Annotated in this window: 15 protein-coding genes; 11 read left to right on the top strand and 4 right to left on the bottom strand. The window is 75.0% G+C overall.

The window, feature by feature from the left end; all coding sequences use genetic code 11:
- Nucleotides 1-206 precede the first annotated feature (206 nt).
- Complete coding sequence (locus tag AVL61_RS07230) at nucleotides 207-2,315, top strand: DNA gyrase/topoisomerase IV subunit B (RefSeq protein WP_058873684.1); 2,109 nt, start codon at nucleotides 207-209, stop codon at nucleotides 2,313-2,315.
- Nucleotides 2,316-2,414: 99 nt separating this feature from the next.
- Nucleotides 2,415-3,467 carry a malate dehydrogenase gene (locus AVL61_RS07225; RefSeq protein WP_058873683.1) on the top strand — a complete coding sequence of 351 codons (1,053 nt, stop codon included), beginning with the start codon at nucleotides 2,415-2,417 and terminating at the stop codon, nucleotides 3,465-3,467.
- Nucleotides 3,468-3,470: 3 nt separating this feature from the next.
- Here the strand turns inward: AVL61_RS07225 and AVL61_RS07220 are convergent, their stop codons facing one another.
- The gene (locus AVL61_RS07220) at nucleotides 3,471-5,972 is read right to left on the bottom strand and encodes a DNA gyrase/topoisomerase IV subunit A (protein WP_058873682.1); all 2,502 of its coding nucleotides are present in this window, start codon (nucleotides 5,970-5,972) and stop codon (nucleotides 3,471-3,473) included.
- Between the two features lie 127 nt (nucleotides 5,973-6,099).
- On the opposite strand from AVL61_RS07220, the gene AVL61_RS07215 reads away from it, so the two are divergent.
- Genes AVL61_RS07215 through AVL61_RS07200 form a run of 4 tightly spaced genes read left to right on the top strand, consistent with a single transcriptional unit; the run spans nucleotide 6,100 to nucleotide 12,387 of the window.
- Entirely contained in the window at nucleotides 6,100-8,796 is a 2,697-nt protein-coding gene (locus AVL61_RS07215; protein WP_058873681.1) for a bifunctional acetate--CoA ligase family protein/GNAT family N-acetyltransferase, read from the top strand.
- A gap of 15 nt (nucleotides 8,797-8,811) precedes the next feature.
- Nucleotides 8,812-10,458 carry a serine/threonine-protein kinase gene (locus tag AVL61_RS18600; RefSeq protein ID WP_058873680.1) on the top strand — a complete coding sequence of 549 codons (1,647 nt, stop codon included), beginning with the start codon at nucleotides 8,812-8,814 and terminating at the stop codon, nucleotides 10,456-10,458.
- 46 nt (nucleotides 10,459-10,504) lie between these two features.
- A complete protein-coding gene (locus AVL61_RS07205) occupies nucleotides 10,505-11,215 on the top strand; it encodes a DUF5998 family protein (RefSeq protein ID WP_058873751.1) in 711 nt (236 codons plus the stop codon).
- Nucleotides 11,212-12,387, top strand: a complete 1,176-nt coding sequence (locus tag AVL61_RS07200; protein ID WP_058873679.1) for an alkaline phosphatase family protein — start codon at nucleotides 11,212-11,214, stop codon at nucleotides 12,385-12,387. Before AVL61_RS07205 ends, AVL61_RS07200 begins: the two co-directional genes overlap by 4 nt.
- An 88-nt stretch (nucleotides 12,388-12,475) precedes the next feature.
- Here the strand turns inward: AVL61_RS07200 and AVL61_RS07195 are convergent, their stop codons facing one another.
- Nucleotides 12,476-13,237 carry a hypothetical protein gene (locus AVL61_RS07195; protein ID WP_058873678.1) on the bottom strand — a complete coding sequence of 254 codons (762 nt, stop codon included), beginning with the start codon at nucleotides 13,235-13,237 and terminating at the stop codon, nucleotides 12,476-12,478.
- A 150-nt stretch (nucleotides 13,238-13,387) separates the two neighbouring features.
- Nucleotides 13,388-14,809 (bottom strand): septation protein SepH, encoded by a 1,422-nt coding sequence (gene sepH / locus AVL61_RS18595; protein ID WP_058873677.1) that lies wholly within the window; start codon nucleotides 14,807-14,809, stop codon nucleotides 13,388-13,390.
- 298 nt (nucleotides 14,810-15,107) lie between these two features.
- On the opposite strand from sepH, the gene AVL61_RS07185 reads away from it, so the two are divergent.
- Nucleotides 15,108-15,407, top strand: coding sequence for a DUF4193 domain-containing protein (locus AVL61_RS07185; RefSeq protein WP_058873676.1), 300 nt, complete (start codon nucleotides 15,108-15,110; stop codon nucleotides 15,405-15,407).
- An 88-nt stretch (nucleotides 15,408-15,495) separates the two neighbouring features.
- Here the strand turns inward: AVL61_RS07185 and AVL61_RS07180 are convergent, their stop codons facing one another.
- Entirely contained in the window at nucleotides 15,496-16,008 is a 513-nt protein-coding gene (locus AVL61_RS07180; protein WP_058873675.1) for a DUF3093 domain-containing protein, read from the bottom strand.
- Nucleotides 16,009-16,119: 111 nt separating this feature from the next.
- On the opposite strand from AVL61_RS07180, the gene dut reads away from it, so the two are divergent.
- The 4 genes from dut to AVL61_RS07160 all read left to right on the top strand — a co-directional run bounded on the left by dut (nucleotide 16,120) and on the right by AVL61_RS07160 (nucleotide 18,505).
- On the top strand, nucleotides 16,120-16,548 hold the full coding sequence (dut, locus tag AVL61_RS07175) for a dUTP diphosphatase (protein WP_408669415.1): 429 nt from the start codon (nucleotides 16,120-16,122) through the stop codon (nucleotides 16,546-16,548).
- Between the two features lie 68 nt (nucleotides 16,549-16,616).
- Nucleotides 16,617-17,378 carry a DUF3710 domain-containing protein gene (locus AVL61_RS07170; RefSeq protein WP_058873673.1) on the top strand — a complete coding sequence of 254 codons (762 nt, stop codon included), beginning with the start codon at nucleotides 16,617-16,619 and terminating at the stop codon, nucleotides 17,376-17,378.
- 3 nt (nucleotides 17,379-17,381) lie between these two features.
- A complete protein-coding gene (locus tag AVL61_RS07165; RefSeq protein ID WP_231738313.1) occupies nucleotides 17,382-17,786 on the top strand; it encodes a single stranded DNA-binding domain-containing protein in 405 nt (134 codons plus the stop codon).
- Nucleotides 17,783-18,505, top strand: a complete 723-nt coding sequence (locus tag AVL61_RS07160) for a DUF3159 domain-containing protein (protein ID WP_058873672.1) — start codon at nucleotides 17,783-17,785, stop codon at nucleotides 18,503-18,505. Before AVL61_RS07165 ends, AVL61_RS07160 begins: the two co-directional genes overlap by 4 nt.
- Nucleotides 18,506-18,518 lie beyond the last annotated feature (13 nt).

Raw genomic sequence — 18,518 nt, 5'->3', positions numbered from 1 at the left:
GTGCGGGTACCCGGGGTCTCGTGGACGCTTCGGGGTACTGCTACATACAACCACGGCCATCGGACATTCGATCCCGGCGGGAGCCGATTTTCGCCCCGGGCGTAGGTCGGGCCGTCCGCCGGCGGACCGCGGCCCCGGGAGGGCCGTGTCCGCCGCCCCGACTACAGTGGTGGGGAATCCCGCCGTCCCCCAGGAGTCGTATCCCCGTGACACCGTCCCGTTCCGAGTACAACGCCCGCCACCTCTCCGTCCTCGAGGGCCTCGAAGCCGTCCGGAAGCGGCCGGGCATGTACATCGGCTCCACCGACTCCCGCGGCCTGATGCACTGCCTGTGGGAGATCATCGACAACTCCGTGGACGAGGCGCTCGCCGGCTTCGGCCACCAGATCACGGTGGTCCTGCACGCCGACGGCGCCGTGGAGGTCCACGACGACGGCCGCGGCATCCCCATCGACCTCGAGCCGCGGACCGGGCTGACCGGCGTGGAGGTCGTCTTCACCAAGTTGCACGCCGGCGGGAAGTTCGGCGGCGGCTCCTACAGCGCCTCCGGCGGCCTGCACGGCGTGGGCGCCTCCGTGGTCAACGCGCTCTCCGCGCGCCTCGACGTCCAGGTGGACCGCGGCGGGAAGACCTACCAGATGTCCTTCCGGCACGGCGAGCCGGGACGCTTCGTCGACCAGGGCCGGCCCTCCCCGCACGCGCGTTTCGAGCCGTTCGTGGAGGGGTCGGTGCTCGACGTCGTCGGCAAGGCCAAGCGCGGGGTCACCGGGACCCGGATCCGGTACTGGGCGGACGAGCAGATCTTCACGACGGACGCCAGGTTCAGCTACGAGGAGCTGGCCAAGCGTGCCCGGCAGACCTCGTTCCTGATCCCGGGGCTGCGCATCACCGTGCGCGACCAGCGGGGCCTGCCCGGCACGCCGGGGGAGTTCGGGACCCACGAGGAGGTGTTCCAGCACGACGGCGGGATCTCCGAGTTCGTCGAGTACCTCGCCGCGGACAGCTCGGTCACGGACGTGTGGCGCTTCCAGGGGGAGGGCCGGTTCACGGAGAACGTCCCGGTCCTGGACGAGAACGGCCGTTCCAAGCTGACGGAGCTGGAGCGCACGTGCGAGGTCGACGTCGCCCTGCGGTGGGGCATCGGCTACGACACGTCCCTGCGCTCGTTCGTGAACATCATCGCGACCCCCAAGGGCGGCACCCACCAGGCCGGTTTCGAGGCGGCCCTGCTGAAGACGTTCCGGAAGCAGATCGAGGCGAACGCCCGCAAGCTCAAGGCCGGCAGCGACAAGGTCGAGAAGGACGACGTCCTGGCCGGGCTCACGGCCGTGCTCACGGTGCGGCTGGCCGAGCCGCAGTTCGAGGGCCAGACCAAGGAGGTCCTGGGCACCCCGGCCGTGCGCCAGATCGTGAGCCGGGTGATCGAGAAGGAGCTGACCGCCAAGCTCACGTCCACCGGGCGGCACGACAAGCAGCAGGCCGGGCAGCTGCTGGAGAAGGTCGTGGCGGAGATGAAGTCCCGCATCTCCGCGCGGGTGCACAAGGAGACCCAGCGGCGCAAGAACGCCCTGGAGACCTCCTCGATGCCGGCCAAGCTCGTCGAGTGCCGCTCGAACGACGTGGAGCGCTCCGAGCTGTTCATCGTGGAGGGCGACTCCGCCCTCGGCACGGCGCGGCTGGCCCGGTCCTCGAACCACCAGGCGCTGCTGCCGATCCGCGGCAAGATCCTCAACGTGCAGAAGGCGTCCATCACGGACATGCTCGCCAACACGGAGTGCGCCGCGCTCATCCAGGTCATCGGGGCCGGCTCGGGGCGCACCTTCGACCTCACCGCGGCCCGCTACGGCAAGGTCATCATGATGACGGACGCCGACGTCGACGGCGCGCACATCCGCACCCTGCTGCTCACGCTGTTCTACCGCTACATGCGCCCGCTCGTGGAGGCGGGGCGGGTCTACGCGGCGGTGCCCCCGCTGCACCGGGTGGAGATCGTCAACGCCGGCGGCAAGGCCAACGAGATGGTCTACACGTACTCCGAGCGCGAGCTCGAGGACCTGCTCGCCCGGCTGGAGGCGGAGGGGCGGCGCTACAAGGAGCCCATCCAGCGCTACAAGGGCCTGGGCGAGATGGACGCGGACCAGCTCGCGGAGACGACCATGGACGTCCGGCACCGGATGCTGCGCCGGATCCGGGTCGAGGACGCCGAGGCGGCCGAGCACGCCTTCTCCCTGCTCATGGGCTCCGAGGTGGCCCCGCGCAAGGACTTCATCATCGAGGGCGCCGCGCAGCTGGACCAGGAGCGCATCGACGCCTGAGGGGCCCGCGCGGGAGCCCGGGAGCGGCCGGGCCCCGCCCGGAGGCCCGGCCGCTACGCTGGGCAGGGACGAGCGACCGTCCCCCAGGAAGGACCCCGCATGACCGCCACCGGCCCGCACACCCCGTCCACCGCAAACGTCCGGCCCCGGCCGGTCACCGTCACCGTGACGGGCGCCGCGGGCCAGATCGGCTACGCCACCGTCTTCCGGGCCGCGGCGGGCGACCTCCTCGGGCCCGGCACGCCGGTCCGGCTGCACCTGCTCGAGCTGCCGCAGGCGCGGCGGGCCGCGGAGGGCACGGCCCTGGAGCTGCAGGACGGGGCGTTCCCCCTGCTCGACGGCGTGGAGGTCTTCGAGGACGCGGACGCCGCCTTCGACGGCGCCTCGGTGGGGCTGCTGATCGGGGCCCGCCCCCGGTCCCAGGGCATGGAGCGCGCGGACCTGCTCGAGGCCAACGCCGGGATCTTCTCGGTCCAGGGGCGGGCCGTCAACCGGGGTGCGGCCGAGGACTTCCGGGCCGTCGTGGTGGGCAACCCCGCCAACACCAACGCGTACATCGCCGCCTCGCACGCCCCGGACGTCCCGCGGGAGCGGTTCACCGCCCTGACCCGGCTCGACCACCACCGCGCGCTCGCGCAGCTGGCCGCGGCCACCGGGGCGCGCGTCGACGAGATCGAGGGCGTGGCCGTGTGGGGCAACCACTCCGCGAGCCAGTACCCCGACCTGACCCACGCCACGGTCGGGGGCCGGCCGGCGCTCGAGGCGCTCGCGGAGAAGGGCCTGGACCTGGACTGGGTGGACAGCACCTTCATCCCCCGGGTCGCCCGCCGCGGCGCCGAGATCATCGACGTGCGCGGCGGCTCCTCGGTGGCCTCGGCGGCGCACGCGGCCCTGTGCCACGTCCGCGACTGGGTCCTGGGGACCGCCGAGGGCGGGTGGACGTCCATGGCCGTGGCCTCCGACGGGTCCTACGGCGTGCCGGAGGGGCTCGTCAGCTCCTTCCCGGTCGTCTGCCGGGACGGGCGCGCCGGCATAGTCCCGGACCTCGAGCTCGACGGGTTCTCGCGCTCCCGCATCGACCGCTCCGTCCGGGAGCTCGAGGAGGAGCGCGCGGCCGTGACGCAGATGGGGCTGCTCGGCCCCCGCCGCTGAGGCTCAGCCGTAGGCGGGGCCCACGGCGTCGATCACCTGGTCGGTGGGCACGCCCGAGCCGTCCCGGCGTCCGTGCTCGGTGGGCAGGGCCCGGGCCACGCCCGAGGCCGAGACGGCCTTGGCCGGACCGTGCCCGACCCAGGCCAGCGCCAGCCCGGTCTCCCCCTTGAGGAAGCGGTGCGCGCGCACGCCGCCGGTGGCCCGGCCCTTGGGCGGGTACTCCGAGAACGGGGTGACCTTCACCGAGTACTGCGACATGCCGGGCAGCACCTCGTCCGCCCGGGCGAGGGTCACGACCACGGGCGTCTCGTCCTCATCGCGCACGGCCCCGAAGAACGCCACGGCGTCCCCCGGGACCAGCTTGATCCCCGCGACGCCGCCGGCGGTGCGTCCCTGGGGCCGCACGGCGCCGGCCTCGAAGTGCAGCAGCTTGCCGTCCCGGGTCACGAACACCAGCTCGTCCTCGGCGGCGGCGGACTCGGCGAGACCGACCACCTCGTCGCCGTCCTTGAGGGTGATGACCTCCCAGTCCTCCCGGTTGAGGGGGTACTCCGGGCTGACGCGCTTGACCACACCGTTGCGGGTGCCCAGGGCCAGCACGGCGTTGAGCGGCGCGAGCCCCACGAGCCGCTCCCCGCGGCCGAGGGTGAGGAAATCCTTGACCGGGACCCCGTCGCCCAGCTTGGGGGTGCCCTCGAAGGCGGTCAGCACGGGCACGTCCATCACCTGGACGCGCAGCATGCGACCGGTCGACGTGACCGCGCCGATCTCCCCGCGGGCGGTGGCCCGCACCGCCGAGACCAGGGCGTCGTGCTTGATCCGCCGCGGCGGATCCACCAGCGGCACCTGGGAGGGGGTCCGGGCGAGCTGGCCCGAGGTGGACAGGAAGACCCAGCACGGGTCGTCGGCGATCTCGAGGGAGAGCCCGCCCCCCGGGGCCTTCCCCGGGGCGGGGGCCGCCGCCGCGGCGGCCGGCGCCGGCAGCGCCTCCGACTCGAGCAGCTCGGTGCGCCGGTCGTCGCCGTGGACCTCGGCGATCTCCGCGAGCTCCGCCGAGACCAGGGCCCGCAGCCGGGCGTCGGAGGCGAGGGTCTCCTCTAGCTCGGCGATCTCCCGGCGCAGCTCCTCCTGCTCCTTCTCGAGCTCGATCCGCGAGTACTTGGTCAGCTGGCGCAGGCGCAGCTCGAGGATGTGGTCGGCCTGCACGCGGCTGAGGTCGTAGACGGCCATGAGCCGTTCCCGGGCCACGGCCGTCTCGTCGGACGAGCGGATGATCTGGATGACCTCGTCGATGTCGACGATGGCCACGAGCAGGCCCTCGACCAGGTGCAGCCGGTCGCGCCGCCTGCCCAGGCGGAACCCGGTGCGCCGCCGGACCACCGACAGCCGGTGCTCCACGTACACCCGCAGCAGCTCGAGCAGGCCCATGGTGCGGGGCCGTCCGTCCACGAGCGCCACGTTGTTGATCCCGAAGGAGTCCTCCATGGGCGTGTACTTGTACAGCTGCTGCAGGACCGCCTGCGGGTTGAAGCCGTTCTTGACCTCGATGACGAGGCGCATGCCGTTCTTGCGGTCGGTCAGGTCCACGACGTCGGAGACGCCCTGGAGCTTCTTCGCCTGCGCCGCCTCCTTGATCTTCTCGGTGACCTTCTCGGGCCCCACCATGTAGGGCAGCTGGGTGACGACGATGCCCTGCTTGCGCGGGGAGACCTGCTCGATCGAGACCTTCGCGCGGGTCTTGAACGAGCCGCGCCCGGTGCGGTAGGCGTCCCGGATCCCGTCGAGGCCCACGATCCGCCCGCCCGAGGGCAGGTCCGGGCCGGGGACGAAGCGCATGAGCTCCTCGAGCGTGGCCTCGGGGTGCTCCACGAGGTGGCGGGCGCCCGCGACGACCTCCCGCAGGTTGTGCGGGGCCATGTTCGTGGCCATTCCCACCGCGATCCCGGAGGAGCCGTTGACCAGCAGGTTCGGGAACGCCGCGGGCAGCACGCCCGGCTGGGTGAACTGGTTGTCGTAGTTGGGCACGAAGTCGACGACGTCCTCGTCGAGGTCGGCCGTGAGCGCCAGGGCGGCCGGGGCCATCCGGGCCTCGGTGTAGCGGGAGGCCGCGGGGCCGTCGTCGAGGGAGCCGAAGTTGCCGTGCCCGTCCACGAGCGGCAGGCGCATCGCGAAGGACTGGGCGAGGCGGACCATCGCGTCGTAGATCGCGGAGTCGCCGTGCGGGTGCAGCTTGCCCATCACCTCGCCGACGACGCGCGCGCTCTTGACGTGACCGCGGTCGGGGCGCAGCCCCATCTGGTTCATCATGAACAGGATGCGGCGCTGCACGGGCTTGAGCCCGTCCCGGGCGTCGGGCAGGGCGCGGGAGTAGATGACGGAGTACGAGTACTCGAGGAAGCTCGTCTCCATCTCGGAGGTCACGTCGATGTCGACGATGTTCTCCCGGAAGTCGGCGGGCAGCTCGTCCTCGGCGGACGGACGGGAGGGCGCACGGCGGCGAGCCATCACAGCGGGGGGTCCTTCGGTCGTGGGTCGGTCCGGTGTGGCCCCCGCCGCTCGGCGTTGCAGAACGTCGGGGGACGCACCGGGAGGCACCGTTGACGGTGCGGGTTTGTCTACTAGCCTGAAGTCTATGGTTCCAGAGACCGCGGACACGGACGAAGCCGGACAGTACCCCGAGTACTGGGAGGCCGACGTGATCCTGCGCGACGGCGCCACGGCGCAGCTGCGCCCCATCTCCCCGCAGGACCGGGACGCGCTCCTGGCCTTCCACCGGTCGCAGTCCGAGAACTCCATCTACCTGCGCTTCTTCTCCTACAAGCCCACGCTCTCCGCCCGCGAGCTGGACCGGTTCACCCGGGTGGATCACCGGGACCGCGTGTGCTTCGTGCTTTTGCTGGGCGAGCAGATCATCGGGGTCGGCCGCTACGACCGCACGGACGACCCGCAGGACGCCGAGGTCGCGTTCATGATCTCCGACGCCCATCAGGGGCGGGGGATCGGCTCGATCCTGCTCGAGCACCTCGCCGCCGCGGCGCGGGAGAACGGGATCGACCACTTCTCCGCCGAGGTGCTGCCCGAGAACCGCAAGATGCTGCGCGTGTTCGCCGAGGCCGGCTACGAGCTCACCCGCAAGTTCGACGACGGCGTGGTGGTGGTGGGCTTCGACATCGACCCGACCGAGAAGTCGCTGGCCGTGATGGCCGCGCGGGAGCACCGGGCCGAGGCCCTGTCCATGGCCGACCTCCTCTCCCCGTCCTCCATCGCCGTGATCGGGGCGTCGCGGGACCCCGGCCACGCCGGGCACGCGCTGGTCGAGCACCTCGTCGCCTCCGGGTTCGCCGGCCGGCTCAGCGGCGTGAGCCCCACCCCGTTCGAGCGGGAGGGCATGACCCACGCCACCTCGATCGGCGAGGTCCCCGAGCGCGTGGACCTCGCCGTGGTCGCCGTGCCCGTGGACCTGGTGGCCGACGTCGTGGACCAGTGCGGCGCGGCGGGCGTGCGCGCCGTCGTCGTCGTCACGGGCGGCTACGCCGAGGCGGGCGCGGCGGGCCGGGCCCGGCAGACCGAGCTCGTCCGCCGTGCCCGCTCGCACGGGATGCGCGTGGTCGGCCCCGCGAGCCTCGGGCTTTACAGCACGGCCCCGGAGTCCCGCTTCAACGCCTCGATCCTGCCGGCGGTGCCGCGCGAGGGCCCCCTGGGGCTGTTCAGCCAGTCGGGCGCCATCGGCATGATGCTCAACGCCGCCGCGCTGCGCCACAACGTGGGGGTGTCCACGTACCTCTCCGCCGGCAACCGCGCCGACGTCTCCGGCAACGACATGATGCAGTACTGGGAGGACGACGCCGCGACCCGCGCGTGCGGGCTCTACCTGCAGTCCGTGGGCAACCCCCGCAAGTTCTCCCGCATCGCGCGCCGGCTGTCCCTGAACAAGCCCGTGATCGTGGCCAAGAGCGAGGTCACCGGGCTGCGGCTGCCGCCCGGCCACACCGGGCGCACCACGCAGGCGCCGCCCGGGGCCCTGGACGCGATGTTCCGCCAGGCCGGGGTGATCCGCGCGGACACGAGCGAGCACCTGATGGACGTGGCCGGGATCCTCGCCGGCCAGCCCCTGCCCGCGGGCGGCCGCACGGCCCTCGTCTCCAACGCACTGGCCCTGGGCCAGCTCATGGAGGACCGGTGCATGCAGCTGGGGCTGGAGGTCGCGGTGACCCAGGCGGGCGTCCGGACCACGGACGGCGGACGGGAGGCCCTCGGGCAGCTGCGGGCGGCCGTCGACAGCTGCCTCGGCGCCGAGGGCGTCGACACCGCCGTGGTCACGCTGATGCCGGTCCCGGACACCACGCCGGAGGAGGTCGCCGAGCTCGTGGGCCGCGTGGGGCGCGAGCACGGCAAGACCGTGGTGGTCGTCTTCACGGGCAGCACCGAGCCCGGCGCGGTCTCCGCCCTGCACCACGCCGACGACGGCCTGGACGTGCCCTGCTTCGACTCCCCGGGCGCGGCCCTGCGCGCGCTCGCCAAGGTGGTGGACTACACCCGGTGGCGCGCCCAGGACCAGGGCCGGCACGCCGAGCCGAAGGGCATCGACGCGGAGGCGGCCGAGACCTTCGTGGAGACGGTGCTGCCCCGGGTCTCCGGCGACGAGCTGCTCGAGCTGGACGCCGACCAGGCGAGGACGCTGCTGGCGACCTACGGCATCGGCCTGCTGCCCAGCGAGCGGTTCACGGATCCTGCGGACGCGCCGGCCGCCGCCGAGCGGCTCGGCTACCCGGTGGCCCTGAAGACCACGGACCCCAACCTCCGGCACCGCCTCGACCTGGGCGGCGTGCAGCTCAACATCCAGGACGACGCGCAGCTGCGCACGGCCATCGAGACCATGCACCGCGCGCTCGCCCCCTTCGGCACCTTCGACCTCGAGGTGCAGTCCATGGCGCCCACCGGCCAGGCCGTGGTGCTCCGGGCCATCGAGGACCCGCTCATCGGCCCCGTGCTCTCGTTCGGGATGGCGGGGGACGCGGTGAACCTCCTCGAGGACTGGGCCCACCGGGTCCCGCCGCTGACCGACCAGGACGTGCGGCGGATGGTCCGGGAGCCCAAGGCCTCCCGCAAGCTGTTCGGCCACCAGGGGGTCCCGGCCGCGGACGTGGACCGGCTGGAGGACCTGGTCTCCCGGGTGGCGCTGCTCAAGGACCGGCACCCGGAGATCGCCCGCGTGGAGCTGAACCCGGTGCTCGTCTCCAGCGGCTCCCTGACCGTGCTCGGGGCCTCGGTCGGGATCGGCAACGCCCGGCAGCGGACGGACAGCGCGCGCCGGGCCATGCGCAGCTAGGCGGGCCCGGACCTCGTGGCGGACACCATAGCCGGTCGGTACACCCTCATCGACCCCATCGCCCGCGGCGGCAGCGGGTCCGTGTGGCGGGCCTGGGACGGCCGGCTCCAGCAGCTGTGCGCGGCCAAGGTGCTGCGCCAGCGCGACTCCGCGGACCTGCTGCGCTTCGCGCGGGAGCAGTCGGTGAAGCTGGAGCACCCGCACGTGCTCGCCCCGTACGGCTGGGCCGCGGAGGACGCGCACGTGGTCATCGCGATGCCGCTCGTCCACGGGGGGACCCTGGAGTCCGCGCTGCTGGACAACGGGGCGGCCTCGGCGGAGCTGACGGAGGAGGTCCTGGCCCAGCTGCTCCAGGCGCTGCAGTTCGTGCACGCCCAGGGCTGGGTGCACCGGGACGTGAAGCCGGGCAACCTCATGCTGGACAGCACCGGGACCAGCCGGCCCCACGTCTTACTCTCCGACTTCGGCATCGCCGTGCGTGTCCAGGACGCCCGGCTGACCCGGACGGGCACGGTGGTGGGCACCCCCGGCTACCTGCCCCCGGAGGCCTACGCGCTCACCGACCCGAGCCCCGCGCAGGACCTCTACGCCGCGGGGATCACCGCGCTGCGGATGCTGGACCCCTCGCTGGAGCCCCAGGAGAGCCTCGGGCCCAACGACGCGCGGGCGGTGGTGGGGGAGCAGGGCGACCTCGCCGAGCACCTCGCGGCGCTGCTCACCCCGGACCCCGCGCTGCGCCGGGACGCGGCCGTGGCCGTGCTGCACGAGCTCACCGCGGGCGCGGCACGGCGGCGCTTCGACCCGGCCCGCACGCGGGACGGGGAGCCGTTCGAGGTCTTCGACGTCCTCGACCCCCTGCCCGAGCCGTGGGCGAGCCGGGTGCTGACCGGATGGGACGGCACGGACGCCCCGGAGCGCACGGCGGACCCGGCCGGTGCGGGGCCCGGCTCCGGAGCGGGCGGAACACGGGGGGAGCGCACCGGCGACCCGTTCCCGGACGGACCCGACACGGTGGACACCGGTGGCGCCGGTGCCGGGGCCTCGGGGACCTGGGCGGCCGGCACCGGGAGCGGCGGCACCGGGCATGCCGGCGCCGGGAGTGCCGGCGCGGGGAGTGCCGGCGCCGGGAAGGACGGCCCCGCGGCGGCCGGCTCCGGGAGCAACGACGCCGGCGAGGGCGACAGCGGGCCGAGCAGCACCGGGGCGAACGGCGGCAGGCCCGGGGACCCGGGAGCGACCGGTCCGGGCGACACGGGGCCCGGGGACGGCGGGTCCGGGCCCGGGCGGGGCACGCCGGGGCCCGCCGGCGCCGGAGCACCCGTCCCGGTTCCGGGCCGGGACGGCGCGGGCCACCGGCCGGCCGCGGGACGGCGGACGGGGACGTTCACCCCGACGGCGCGGACCGGGCGCCGGCGCCGCGGCAGCGCCGTGCGGGGCGTGTTCGTGGTCCTGGTGGGAATGACGGCGCTGCTGAGCGGCTACCTGCTGCTCGACCCGCTGGGCTCCGCGGAGCAGGTCCCCGCTCCCGGTCCGACGCCCACGGCCACCCGCAGCGCGCCGACACCCCCCGGCCCGGCGCCGGAGGAGACCCCCGTGGTGCTGGAACGGGTCTGCGAGGACCAGGGCGGCGGGGAGGAGCGCTGCTACTTCCGCGTGCCCTGAGGGCCCGTGTTGGGCGCGGGCGCGCGCGTGGGGGAAAATGTCCTCCATGACGTATTCAGGTGAGCGCGGCCAGCGGCTGGTCGAGGACATCAACAAGGCCGGCTTCTATCCGCAGCTGGTGATCGACGTGGTCCAGGACTCCTTGGACGGCCGGTCCCCGGTGTCCCACCTCGTGCAGCTGGAGACCCACATCGACCGGACGGAGGTGCACCGCCACACCACCGTGCTGGTGCTCGCCGAGGACGTGCTCCACGTGACGCACGTGGACGACGAGGAGTTCGACGAGAGCGGCCGGGACGTGGTGGCCCGCGTCTCCACCGAGACGGTGGGGATCTCGCAGATCCGCTCCGTGACGCTCAGCTACTCCTACTACCAGCCGGCCAACTACCGGCCGGACAGCCCCATCTCCGAGGTGACGCTCGCCATCGCGTGGACGGGCACCCTGCACGTGGACCTGGCGCCCGCGCTGTGCGAGGACCCCCAGTGCCAGGCCGACCACGGCTACACCGGCACCGCGGCCCGCGAGGACATCGTGCTGCGGATCAGCGCGGAGGCCGACGGCCCGGCCGCCGTCGAGGGGGCGCGGGAGTTCGCGCGCACGCTGCGCCGGGCCAACCTCTCCCCCCTGACCGACGGCGCGCAGATCGCCCAGCCGGTTCACGGCCGCACGCCCGCCCCGCGGCGGACGGCCGCGGCCACCCCGCGCACCCGGTTCACCGACCGGTTCACCGGCCGGGACGGCGGCGCCGCCCGATGAGGGCGGTGCAGGAAGTCCTCCCCGCGCTGCCCGCCGACCTGCCGGGCCCGCCCCGCTACGGCAGCCGATCGGTCGCGGAGGTCATGTCCTCGGCCGCGGCGTCCCTGGGCGTGCCCGGCTTCCGGGACGTGCTGGGCCTGCCCGCCGCCCGCCGGGTCGTCGTCGTCATGGTGGACGGGCTGGGGCGTGCGCAGCTGCGGGCCCGCGCCGGGCACGCCCCCGTCCTGGCCGGGGCCCGGAGCCTGGCCACCCTGGACGCCGCGTTCCCCACGACGACGGCGGCCTCACTGGCGTCCCTCGGCACCGGCGCCGCCCCCGGAGCGCACGGCCTGGTGGGCTACGACGTGCTGGACCCCGCCCGGGACCGGGTCGTGAACCAGCTCGGGGGCTGGGACGCCGCCGTGGACCCGCGCACGTGGCAGCCGCTGCCCACGGTGTTCGAGCGCGCCGCCGAGCACCTCGACGTGATCACGGTCAGCCGGGGCAAGTTCGCCGGCTCCGGGCTCACCGAGGCCGCCCTGCGCGGAAGCCGGTTCGTCGCCGCGGAGGGACCGGCGGCGCGCGTCAGCACCGCGCTCGACCAGCTCGCCGCGGGCCGGGACGCCCTCATGTACTTCTACTGGGACGAGCTCGACCGCACCGGGCACGCGCGGGGCTGGGAGTCCTGGGAGTGGACGGCCCAGCTCGAGGAGCTCGACGCGGCCCTGCGCCGGCTGGTCGCCCGGGTCCCGGCCGGCACCACCGTGCTGGTGACCGGTGACCACGGCATGGTGGACGTCCCCCGGGACGCCCGCGTCGACTTCTCCGGGCTTCCGGGTCTGCTGGACGGCGTCCGGCACACGGCGGGGGAGCCGCGGACGGTGCAGCTGCACCTGGAGCAGGACGCCACGGCCGGGGACGTCAGGGCGCTCGTGGCCGCCTGGCGCGGGCAGTTCGGCTCCCGGGTGTGGCTGCTCTCCCGGGAGGCCGCTCTCGAGGCCGGCTACTTCGGGCCGCCGGAGCTCGTGCGCGACGCGGTGCGCGGGCGGATCGGCGACCTCCTGGTGCTGGCCCGGGACCCGATCGCACTGTTCGACCTGGGCCGGCTCCGGCCCAGCGTCCTGTCCATGGTGGGTCAGCACGGTTCGCTCACCCGCGCCGAGCGGGAGGTCCCGCTGCTGCGCCTCGCCTGAGTGCCCGCTGGCGGGCCCGGCCCGGTCTCCCCGTGCTCACGGCACCGCCGGGGTCTCCCCGCTCAGGGCGCCGCCGGGGTCTCCTCGCTCACGGCACCGCCGGGGTCTCCCCGCCGGCCTCGTCGGCAGTTCCGTCCTCGGCGGATCCCCCCTCGGCGGATTCCTCCCCGGCGGCGGCGGGTTCGGCGAGCTCCTCCTCGACGGGGCCCTCCTCGTCCGGACCCTCTTCGGCCTGGCCTTCCTCGGCCGGGCCTTCCTCGTCCTCCGCGGGCGTCCCGGGCGACGCGGGTCCGGGCTCGGGCGGGGCCGGCTGCGGCGCGGGGGGAGCGGGCGGAGCGGGTGCCGGGGCGGGCACCACCGGCTGCGGCGGGACGGGCGCGGGGACGACCGGCTCGGGCGCGACCGGGGCGGGAGGCACGGGCGCCGGCGCGGGGACCACGGGGGCCGGCGGCACCGGCTCCGGGGCGGGCGGCGGCGGGGCGGGGGCCTCGGGCGAGGGGCTCGGCGTCGGGGAGGGTGTGGGGGAGGGCGTGCGGGTGCGGGTGGGCGTCGGCGAGGCGGTGGCCGACGGTGACGTGGTCATCGAGGGGGCGGGGATGAACTCCGCCTGCTGACCGCTGCCGAAGAGACTGCGCCCCACTCCGCCCAGGTAGAGCGCCCCGACGCCGGCGAGCACCACGAGCACGACCGCGCCCAGGACCAGCCCGGCGACGAACCGGCCCGGTCCGGAGCCCTGGACGAGCTCGGCCGGTCCCGCCGGCGCGGCGGAGGCGCCGGGGGTGGCGGCCTCCGCGGTGGCGGCGTCGCGCTCGTCGTCCCCGAAGAGATCGTCCTCGATGGAATTGCCCATGTCGTGCTGCCCCTGACGTGGTGTCGTCCGTCCGGGCCGAGCGCGGGATGGGGGAGCGCGCGGACCCGGAGGAACGGCGCGGAGCCGTCCCCTGCTGCGTGCACTCTAACCCGTGCCGGGCCGCGGGTGCCGGACGGCACGCACCGGGGCTCAGTCGGAGGAGCTGCCGAAGACGATCTCGTCCCAGCTGGGCACCGAGGACCGCGCGGAGCGCCGGGCCTTCGCCGTCTTGTTGCGCGGACGGGGCCGTTCCGGTGCGGACTCCTCCTCGGCGGTGGAGTCCTCGGCGCCCTCTCGCGCGGCCGGAGCGGTGCTGTCGGCGGGGTCCTCGCCCGGCGGGTCCTCGGACGGGGACGTCCCGGTTCCGTCGGCCCCGGACCGGGGCGTCACGGTTGCGGGCGTCCCGGTGCCGGGCGTCCCGGTCTCGGAGGTCCCCGTCCCGGATGCCTCGGCGCCGGAGGAGTCCGCGGCGGGCGCGGCCCCGTCGTCGCGCCCGGTGCGCTCCGGCCCGGGCTGCCGCGCCCGCTCCGGGGAGCTCGCGGGCGCGCCGTTCCGGGCGGGGGGCTCCTCGGCGGGCTCGGCCGGCGCGCCGGTGGCATCCTCCGCCCATTGCGCGTCCGGGCCGCCGGCGGGCGCCCCGGCCCGGCCCGGGGCGGGCTCCGGGGCGGCGTCGGGCTCGGGGAACTGCGTGGCGGGCTGGAAGGGCCGGTCGAAGACGGAGCTGTCCTCGGGGGCGGCGAGCGGGCGCGGCCGCCGCTCCACGTGGCCCATGCCACGGCCCAGGATCTCGGCGAGGGCGTCGTCCCCGTCGGCGTCCTCGCCGATGCGCTGCCCGCGGCGGGCCTGCAGCACGTCGAGCAGGTCGTCGGCCTCCACGGCCGAGCGGCGCAGCTGCGTGAGCTCGGGGTCGAGGCCGCCGTCCAGGACGCCGAGCCCCGTGCCGAGGGGCGTGTCCGGGGGGCCGGGCTCGGTGAGGGACTCCGCCCACGGGTTCGCCGGCCGCACGCTCTGGTTCGCGGGGTTGTACAGCCACTCGGCCAGCGGCTCGTCGTGGGCGGGGGCGGCCGAGGGATCCACCACCGAGAACCGGGCGACCACCGCCCACAGGTGGTCCTCCCGCTGCCACGAGTCCCACTCGAGGGAGGAGGGGTCCACGCCGAGGTCGGCGGCCCGGTGGGCGACGGCACGGCCGAGGGTGAGGGGCTCGCCCTCGAAGACGGAGTGGTAGCCGCGGTGGGCGGAGCGGTCCTCGATCTGGACCTTCTGCGCCTCGGCCGCGACGTGGGCCCGCTCGGCGAGGATCGGCCACTCGTAGCGGCGGACGCGCGCGGACTCCCAGCCGCTCTCGGCCACGATCTCCTCGACCGTGGCCCCGGCGCGGAAGCGGGCCTGGATCTCGCGGGGCCCGAACTGGCCCGTGCCGCGCTGGCGGGCGCCGGGCAGGCGCCGGGCGCGCTGGACGGCCAGGCGCAGCTCCTGGTCGATCCGCAACAGGTGGCGGGTGCCTGCCTCGTCCTCGACGACCAGGTGCTCACCGTCGTCGTGCACACCTGCCAGGCGCAACTGCTCCATGCTGTCATTCCTCCGGGATGGTTCTCGGGTGCGCTCGGGGTCGTCGAGCGGGCGCTGCGGGGCGGGTCCGTCGGTCGCGGCCGACGTGCCGGCCCGGTCCCGCCCCCCAATCCTACTGGCCGTCGCACGACCCCGGCCGGAGGCCGTCCGCGGAGGACCTCCGCCGCGTGTTCGCGGGCCCGTGCAGGTTGGATTTTCGCCCCCGGATGGTGAACAATCTACGCGACACAGAGCCCGGTGGGCGGCGGCGAGCCGTGCCCGAGCCCGCCCTCGGACCGCATGGGAGCGAAGACCCGACATGGCCACTGATTACGACGCGCCGCGCAAGCAGGACGACGAGCTCAAGGAGGACTCGATCGAGGAGCTGCAGACGCGTCGCAGCGACCCGCAGTCCGGCGCCGTGGACGAGGACGAGGCCGCCGCGGCGGAGAGCTTCGAGCTGCCGGGCGCGGACCTCTCCAACGAGGAGCTGTCCGTCGTCGTGCTGCCGGCCCAGGAGGACGAGTTCACCTGCGGCTCGTGCTTCCTGGTGCGCCACCGCTCGCAGATCGCCGAGGAGCGCAACGGCGTCAAGCACTGCGTCGAGTGCGTGGGCTGAGCCCCGCCGGTCCGGGCTCGTCCGAGCAGCGCGGAGAACCCCGCCGCGACGTCCGTCGCGGCGGGGTTCTTCCGTGCGCCGGCCGTGCTCACGGGCGCCCGGACAGCACCTCGACGACGCGCTCGGGGTGCCGGGTGGACGTGAGCCAGTAGGGGGTGGGGTCGACGGGGTCGGTGATCCGGATCCGCACCACCGGCCCCACGGACGCCCGGAAGTTCATGTAGGCCCGTCCGTCTAGCTCGGGCCCCCGAACCCGGCGGACGTCGTCGCCGCGGAAGGCCTCGGCCTCGCCCACGAACCGGCGCTCGATGCGGGCCCGGCCGACCTGCAGGAACTCGTCGGTCACGACGATGCTGGTGCTGGAGGCGACGAGGGCCACGGCGGTGCCGCCGCCGACCACGAGGGCCGCGGCGCCGGCCACCCACAGGTCGATGGGGGCGAGCGCGATCAGGGCGACGAGGCCCGCGAAGAGCACGAGGAGCCACATCCACCAGGCGGGGGTGAGCTTCTCCTCGTAGAGGATCTCGGCGCCGGGCCGCTCGGAGGAGGACCGGCGGGGGCCGTCGGCCGGGGACGCACTGGAGGAAGCAGGGTCGGACATGGCTCTAGCGTCTCACGACCGCGCCCGTGGTCCGGCGCGTTAGAGTGGGGCACTGTGAACGACCAGTCGACAGGCCACCGGCCGCCGTCGGGCCACGGGCGCCCGCTCAGCATCGCGCTGCAGGCCCTCGACCCGGACCTCCCGCCGCCCGTGTACGCCAAGCCCGGGGACGCCGGCGCGGACCTGCGCTCCCGCGAGGACGTGGTCCTCGGCCCCGGGCAGCGGGCCCTCGTGCCCACGGGTGTGGCGATCGCGCTGCCCGAGGGGTACGCGGGATTCGTGCACCCCCGGTCGGGTCTGGCCGCCCGGCACGGCATCACGGTGGTCAACGCCCCGGGCACCGTCGACTCCGGCTACCGCGGCGAGATCATGGTCACCCTGCTCAACACGGACGGCACCGAGTCCTTCACGGTCCGCCGCGGGGACCGCATCGCCCAGCTCGTCGTCCAGCGCGTCGAGCAGGCCGTCTTCGAGGTCGTCGACGTCCTGCCCGGCTCGGCCCGCGGCGGCACGGGCTTCGGCTCGAGCGGCACCGCCTGATCCCCGAGCCGCCCCCCACGAGCTCACGCCACGAGCCGGCCCGCGGGCCGGCGGAGGAGAACGAGAACATGTTCGGTCGCAAGAAGAAGCAGCCCCCGGCGCAGGACGCCGCCCCGCAGCCGCCGGAGGCCGTCCCGAGCGCCGAGGACGCCGCGGCGGCGCGGCGCCGGGAGCCGCAGGGCCCTCTCGACGTCTCGCAGATCGACGGCCGCGACGGCTACCTCGACCTCGGTGCCGTGCTCGTGCGCCCGCGCTCCGGACTGGGCGTGCGGCTCGAGGTCGACGAGCGCACGCAGCGCCCCCGCGCGGTCGCCCTGGACCTCGGGGGCGGGTCCGTCCAGGTCCAGGCGTTCGCCGCGCCCCGCTCCGAGGGGCTGTGGGACGAGGTCCGCCGCGAGCTGGTGCAGTCGCTGCGCACGGGCAACGGCGAGCCGACGGTCGAGGAGGGCCCGTTCGGGCTCCAGGTCGTCGCCCGCTTCCCCGCCACGGCCTCCGACGGCACCCAGGGCTTCCGCCTGGCCCGCTTCGTGGGCGTCGACGGGCCGCGCTGGTTCGTGCGCGCGGTCTTCACGGGCACCGCCGCGGTGACCGCCGAGTCGGCCGCCGCCCTCGACGAGGTCGTGCGCGAGCTCGTGGTGGTGCGCGGCGACCGCCCCATGCCGCCCCGGGAGCTGCTGACGCTGGTCGTCCCCGAGGACGCCGTGCGCCGCCCCGCCCCGGGGACGGAGCGGGACGCGGAGCAGGAGACGGCGCAGGAGCCGGAGCAGGAGCCGGACCGGGAGCCCGTCCGGCCGCCGCGGCGCGGCCCCGAGATCACGGAGATCGGCTGAGCCATGACGATGACGGGGAACGGGCTCACCCGGCCGGCGCCGGGCACCGGAGCCATCGACGTGGTCGCCGAGGCGCCGGTCTGCGCGGGGGACCTCGATCCCTCGACCGCGGCCGGGGGACGCCGCCGGGTGATGGCGACCGGCCTCGTGGTGGAGGTCACCGTGCCGCCGGTGACGGGCGCGCAGAACTTCACGGCGCTGCTCGTGCCGGACTGCCCGCGGACGGAGGGGGAGCAGGGCCCGGTGGCCCCCCGGCCCCTGCGCCTCGTGTGGCACGGCCAGCGCTCCGTGCCGGGCGTCACCGCGGGCACGCGGCTGCGCTGCGCGGGCGTGGTCAGCTTCCGGGACGGGCGTCCCTCCATGTTCAACCCGCGCTACGAGATCATCGCGAAGCAGGTCAGCCGATGACGGACCCCCAGGAGCCCGGGAGCACGGCGGGCGGGCCCCGGCGCGACGACGTGGAGCGCTCGATGGCCGCCTACGCCGCGCGCTCGGGGATGCGGCGCAAGGACAACGGCCAGCTCGACGTGCTGCACGCCGTCGGCGGCTGGCGCGGGCTCGCCGAGACGATCCTGCCGGGCTTCGTGTTCCTCGCCGTGCTGCTCGTCGGCAACACGCTCGGGGTGGCGCTCGTCGCGTCCCTGGGCGCGGCCGCGCTCTTCACCGTGCTGCGCCTCGTCCAGCGCCAGAGCCTCGTGCAGGCCGTCTCCGGCTTCGTGGGGGTGGGCGTCTGCGCGCTGTTCGCGCGCGCCACCGGCGAGGCGCTGGACTACTACGTCCCCGGCTTCTGGATCAACGCGGCCTGGTTCGGCGGGCTCGGGCTGTCCCTGCTGGCCCGCTGGCCGCTGCTCGGCGTCTTCTACGGCTACATCCGCGGGGAGGGCACCCAGTGGCGGGAGGTCCCGGTGCGCCGCCGCGCGTACCAGGTGGCCACGGTCATGCTCATGGCCATGTTCGCCGCCCGTCTGCTCGTGCAGGTGCCCCTGTACCTGGCGGAGAACCTCACCGGGCTCGGCGTGGCGCGCCTGGTCATGGGCGTGCCCCTGTACGCGCTGACCCTGTGGCTCGCGTGGCTCGTGTCCCGGCCCCCGGAGCAGATCGCCGCCGAGGAGCAGGACACCCCCTGAGCCCGCTCGCCGG

The sequence above is a fragment of the Kocuria rosea subsp. polaris genome (assembly GCF_001483755.1).
GTDB classification, from domain to species: domain Bacteria; phylum Actinomycetota; class Actinomycetes; order Actinomycetales; family Micrococcaceae; genus Kocuria; species Kocuria cellulosilytica.
Note: the sequence above shows the minus strand (reverse complement) of the source record. Positions and strands in the feature narration are given on the sequence as shown.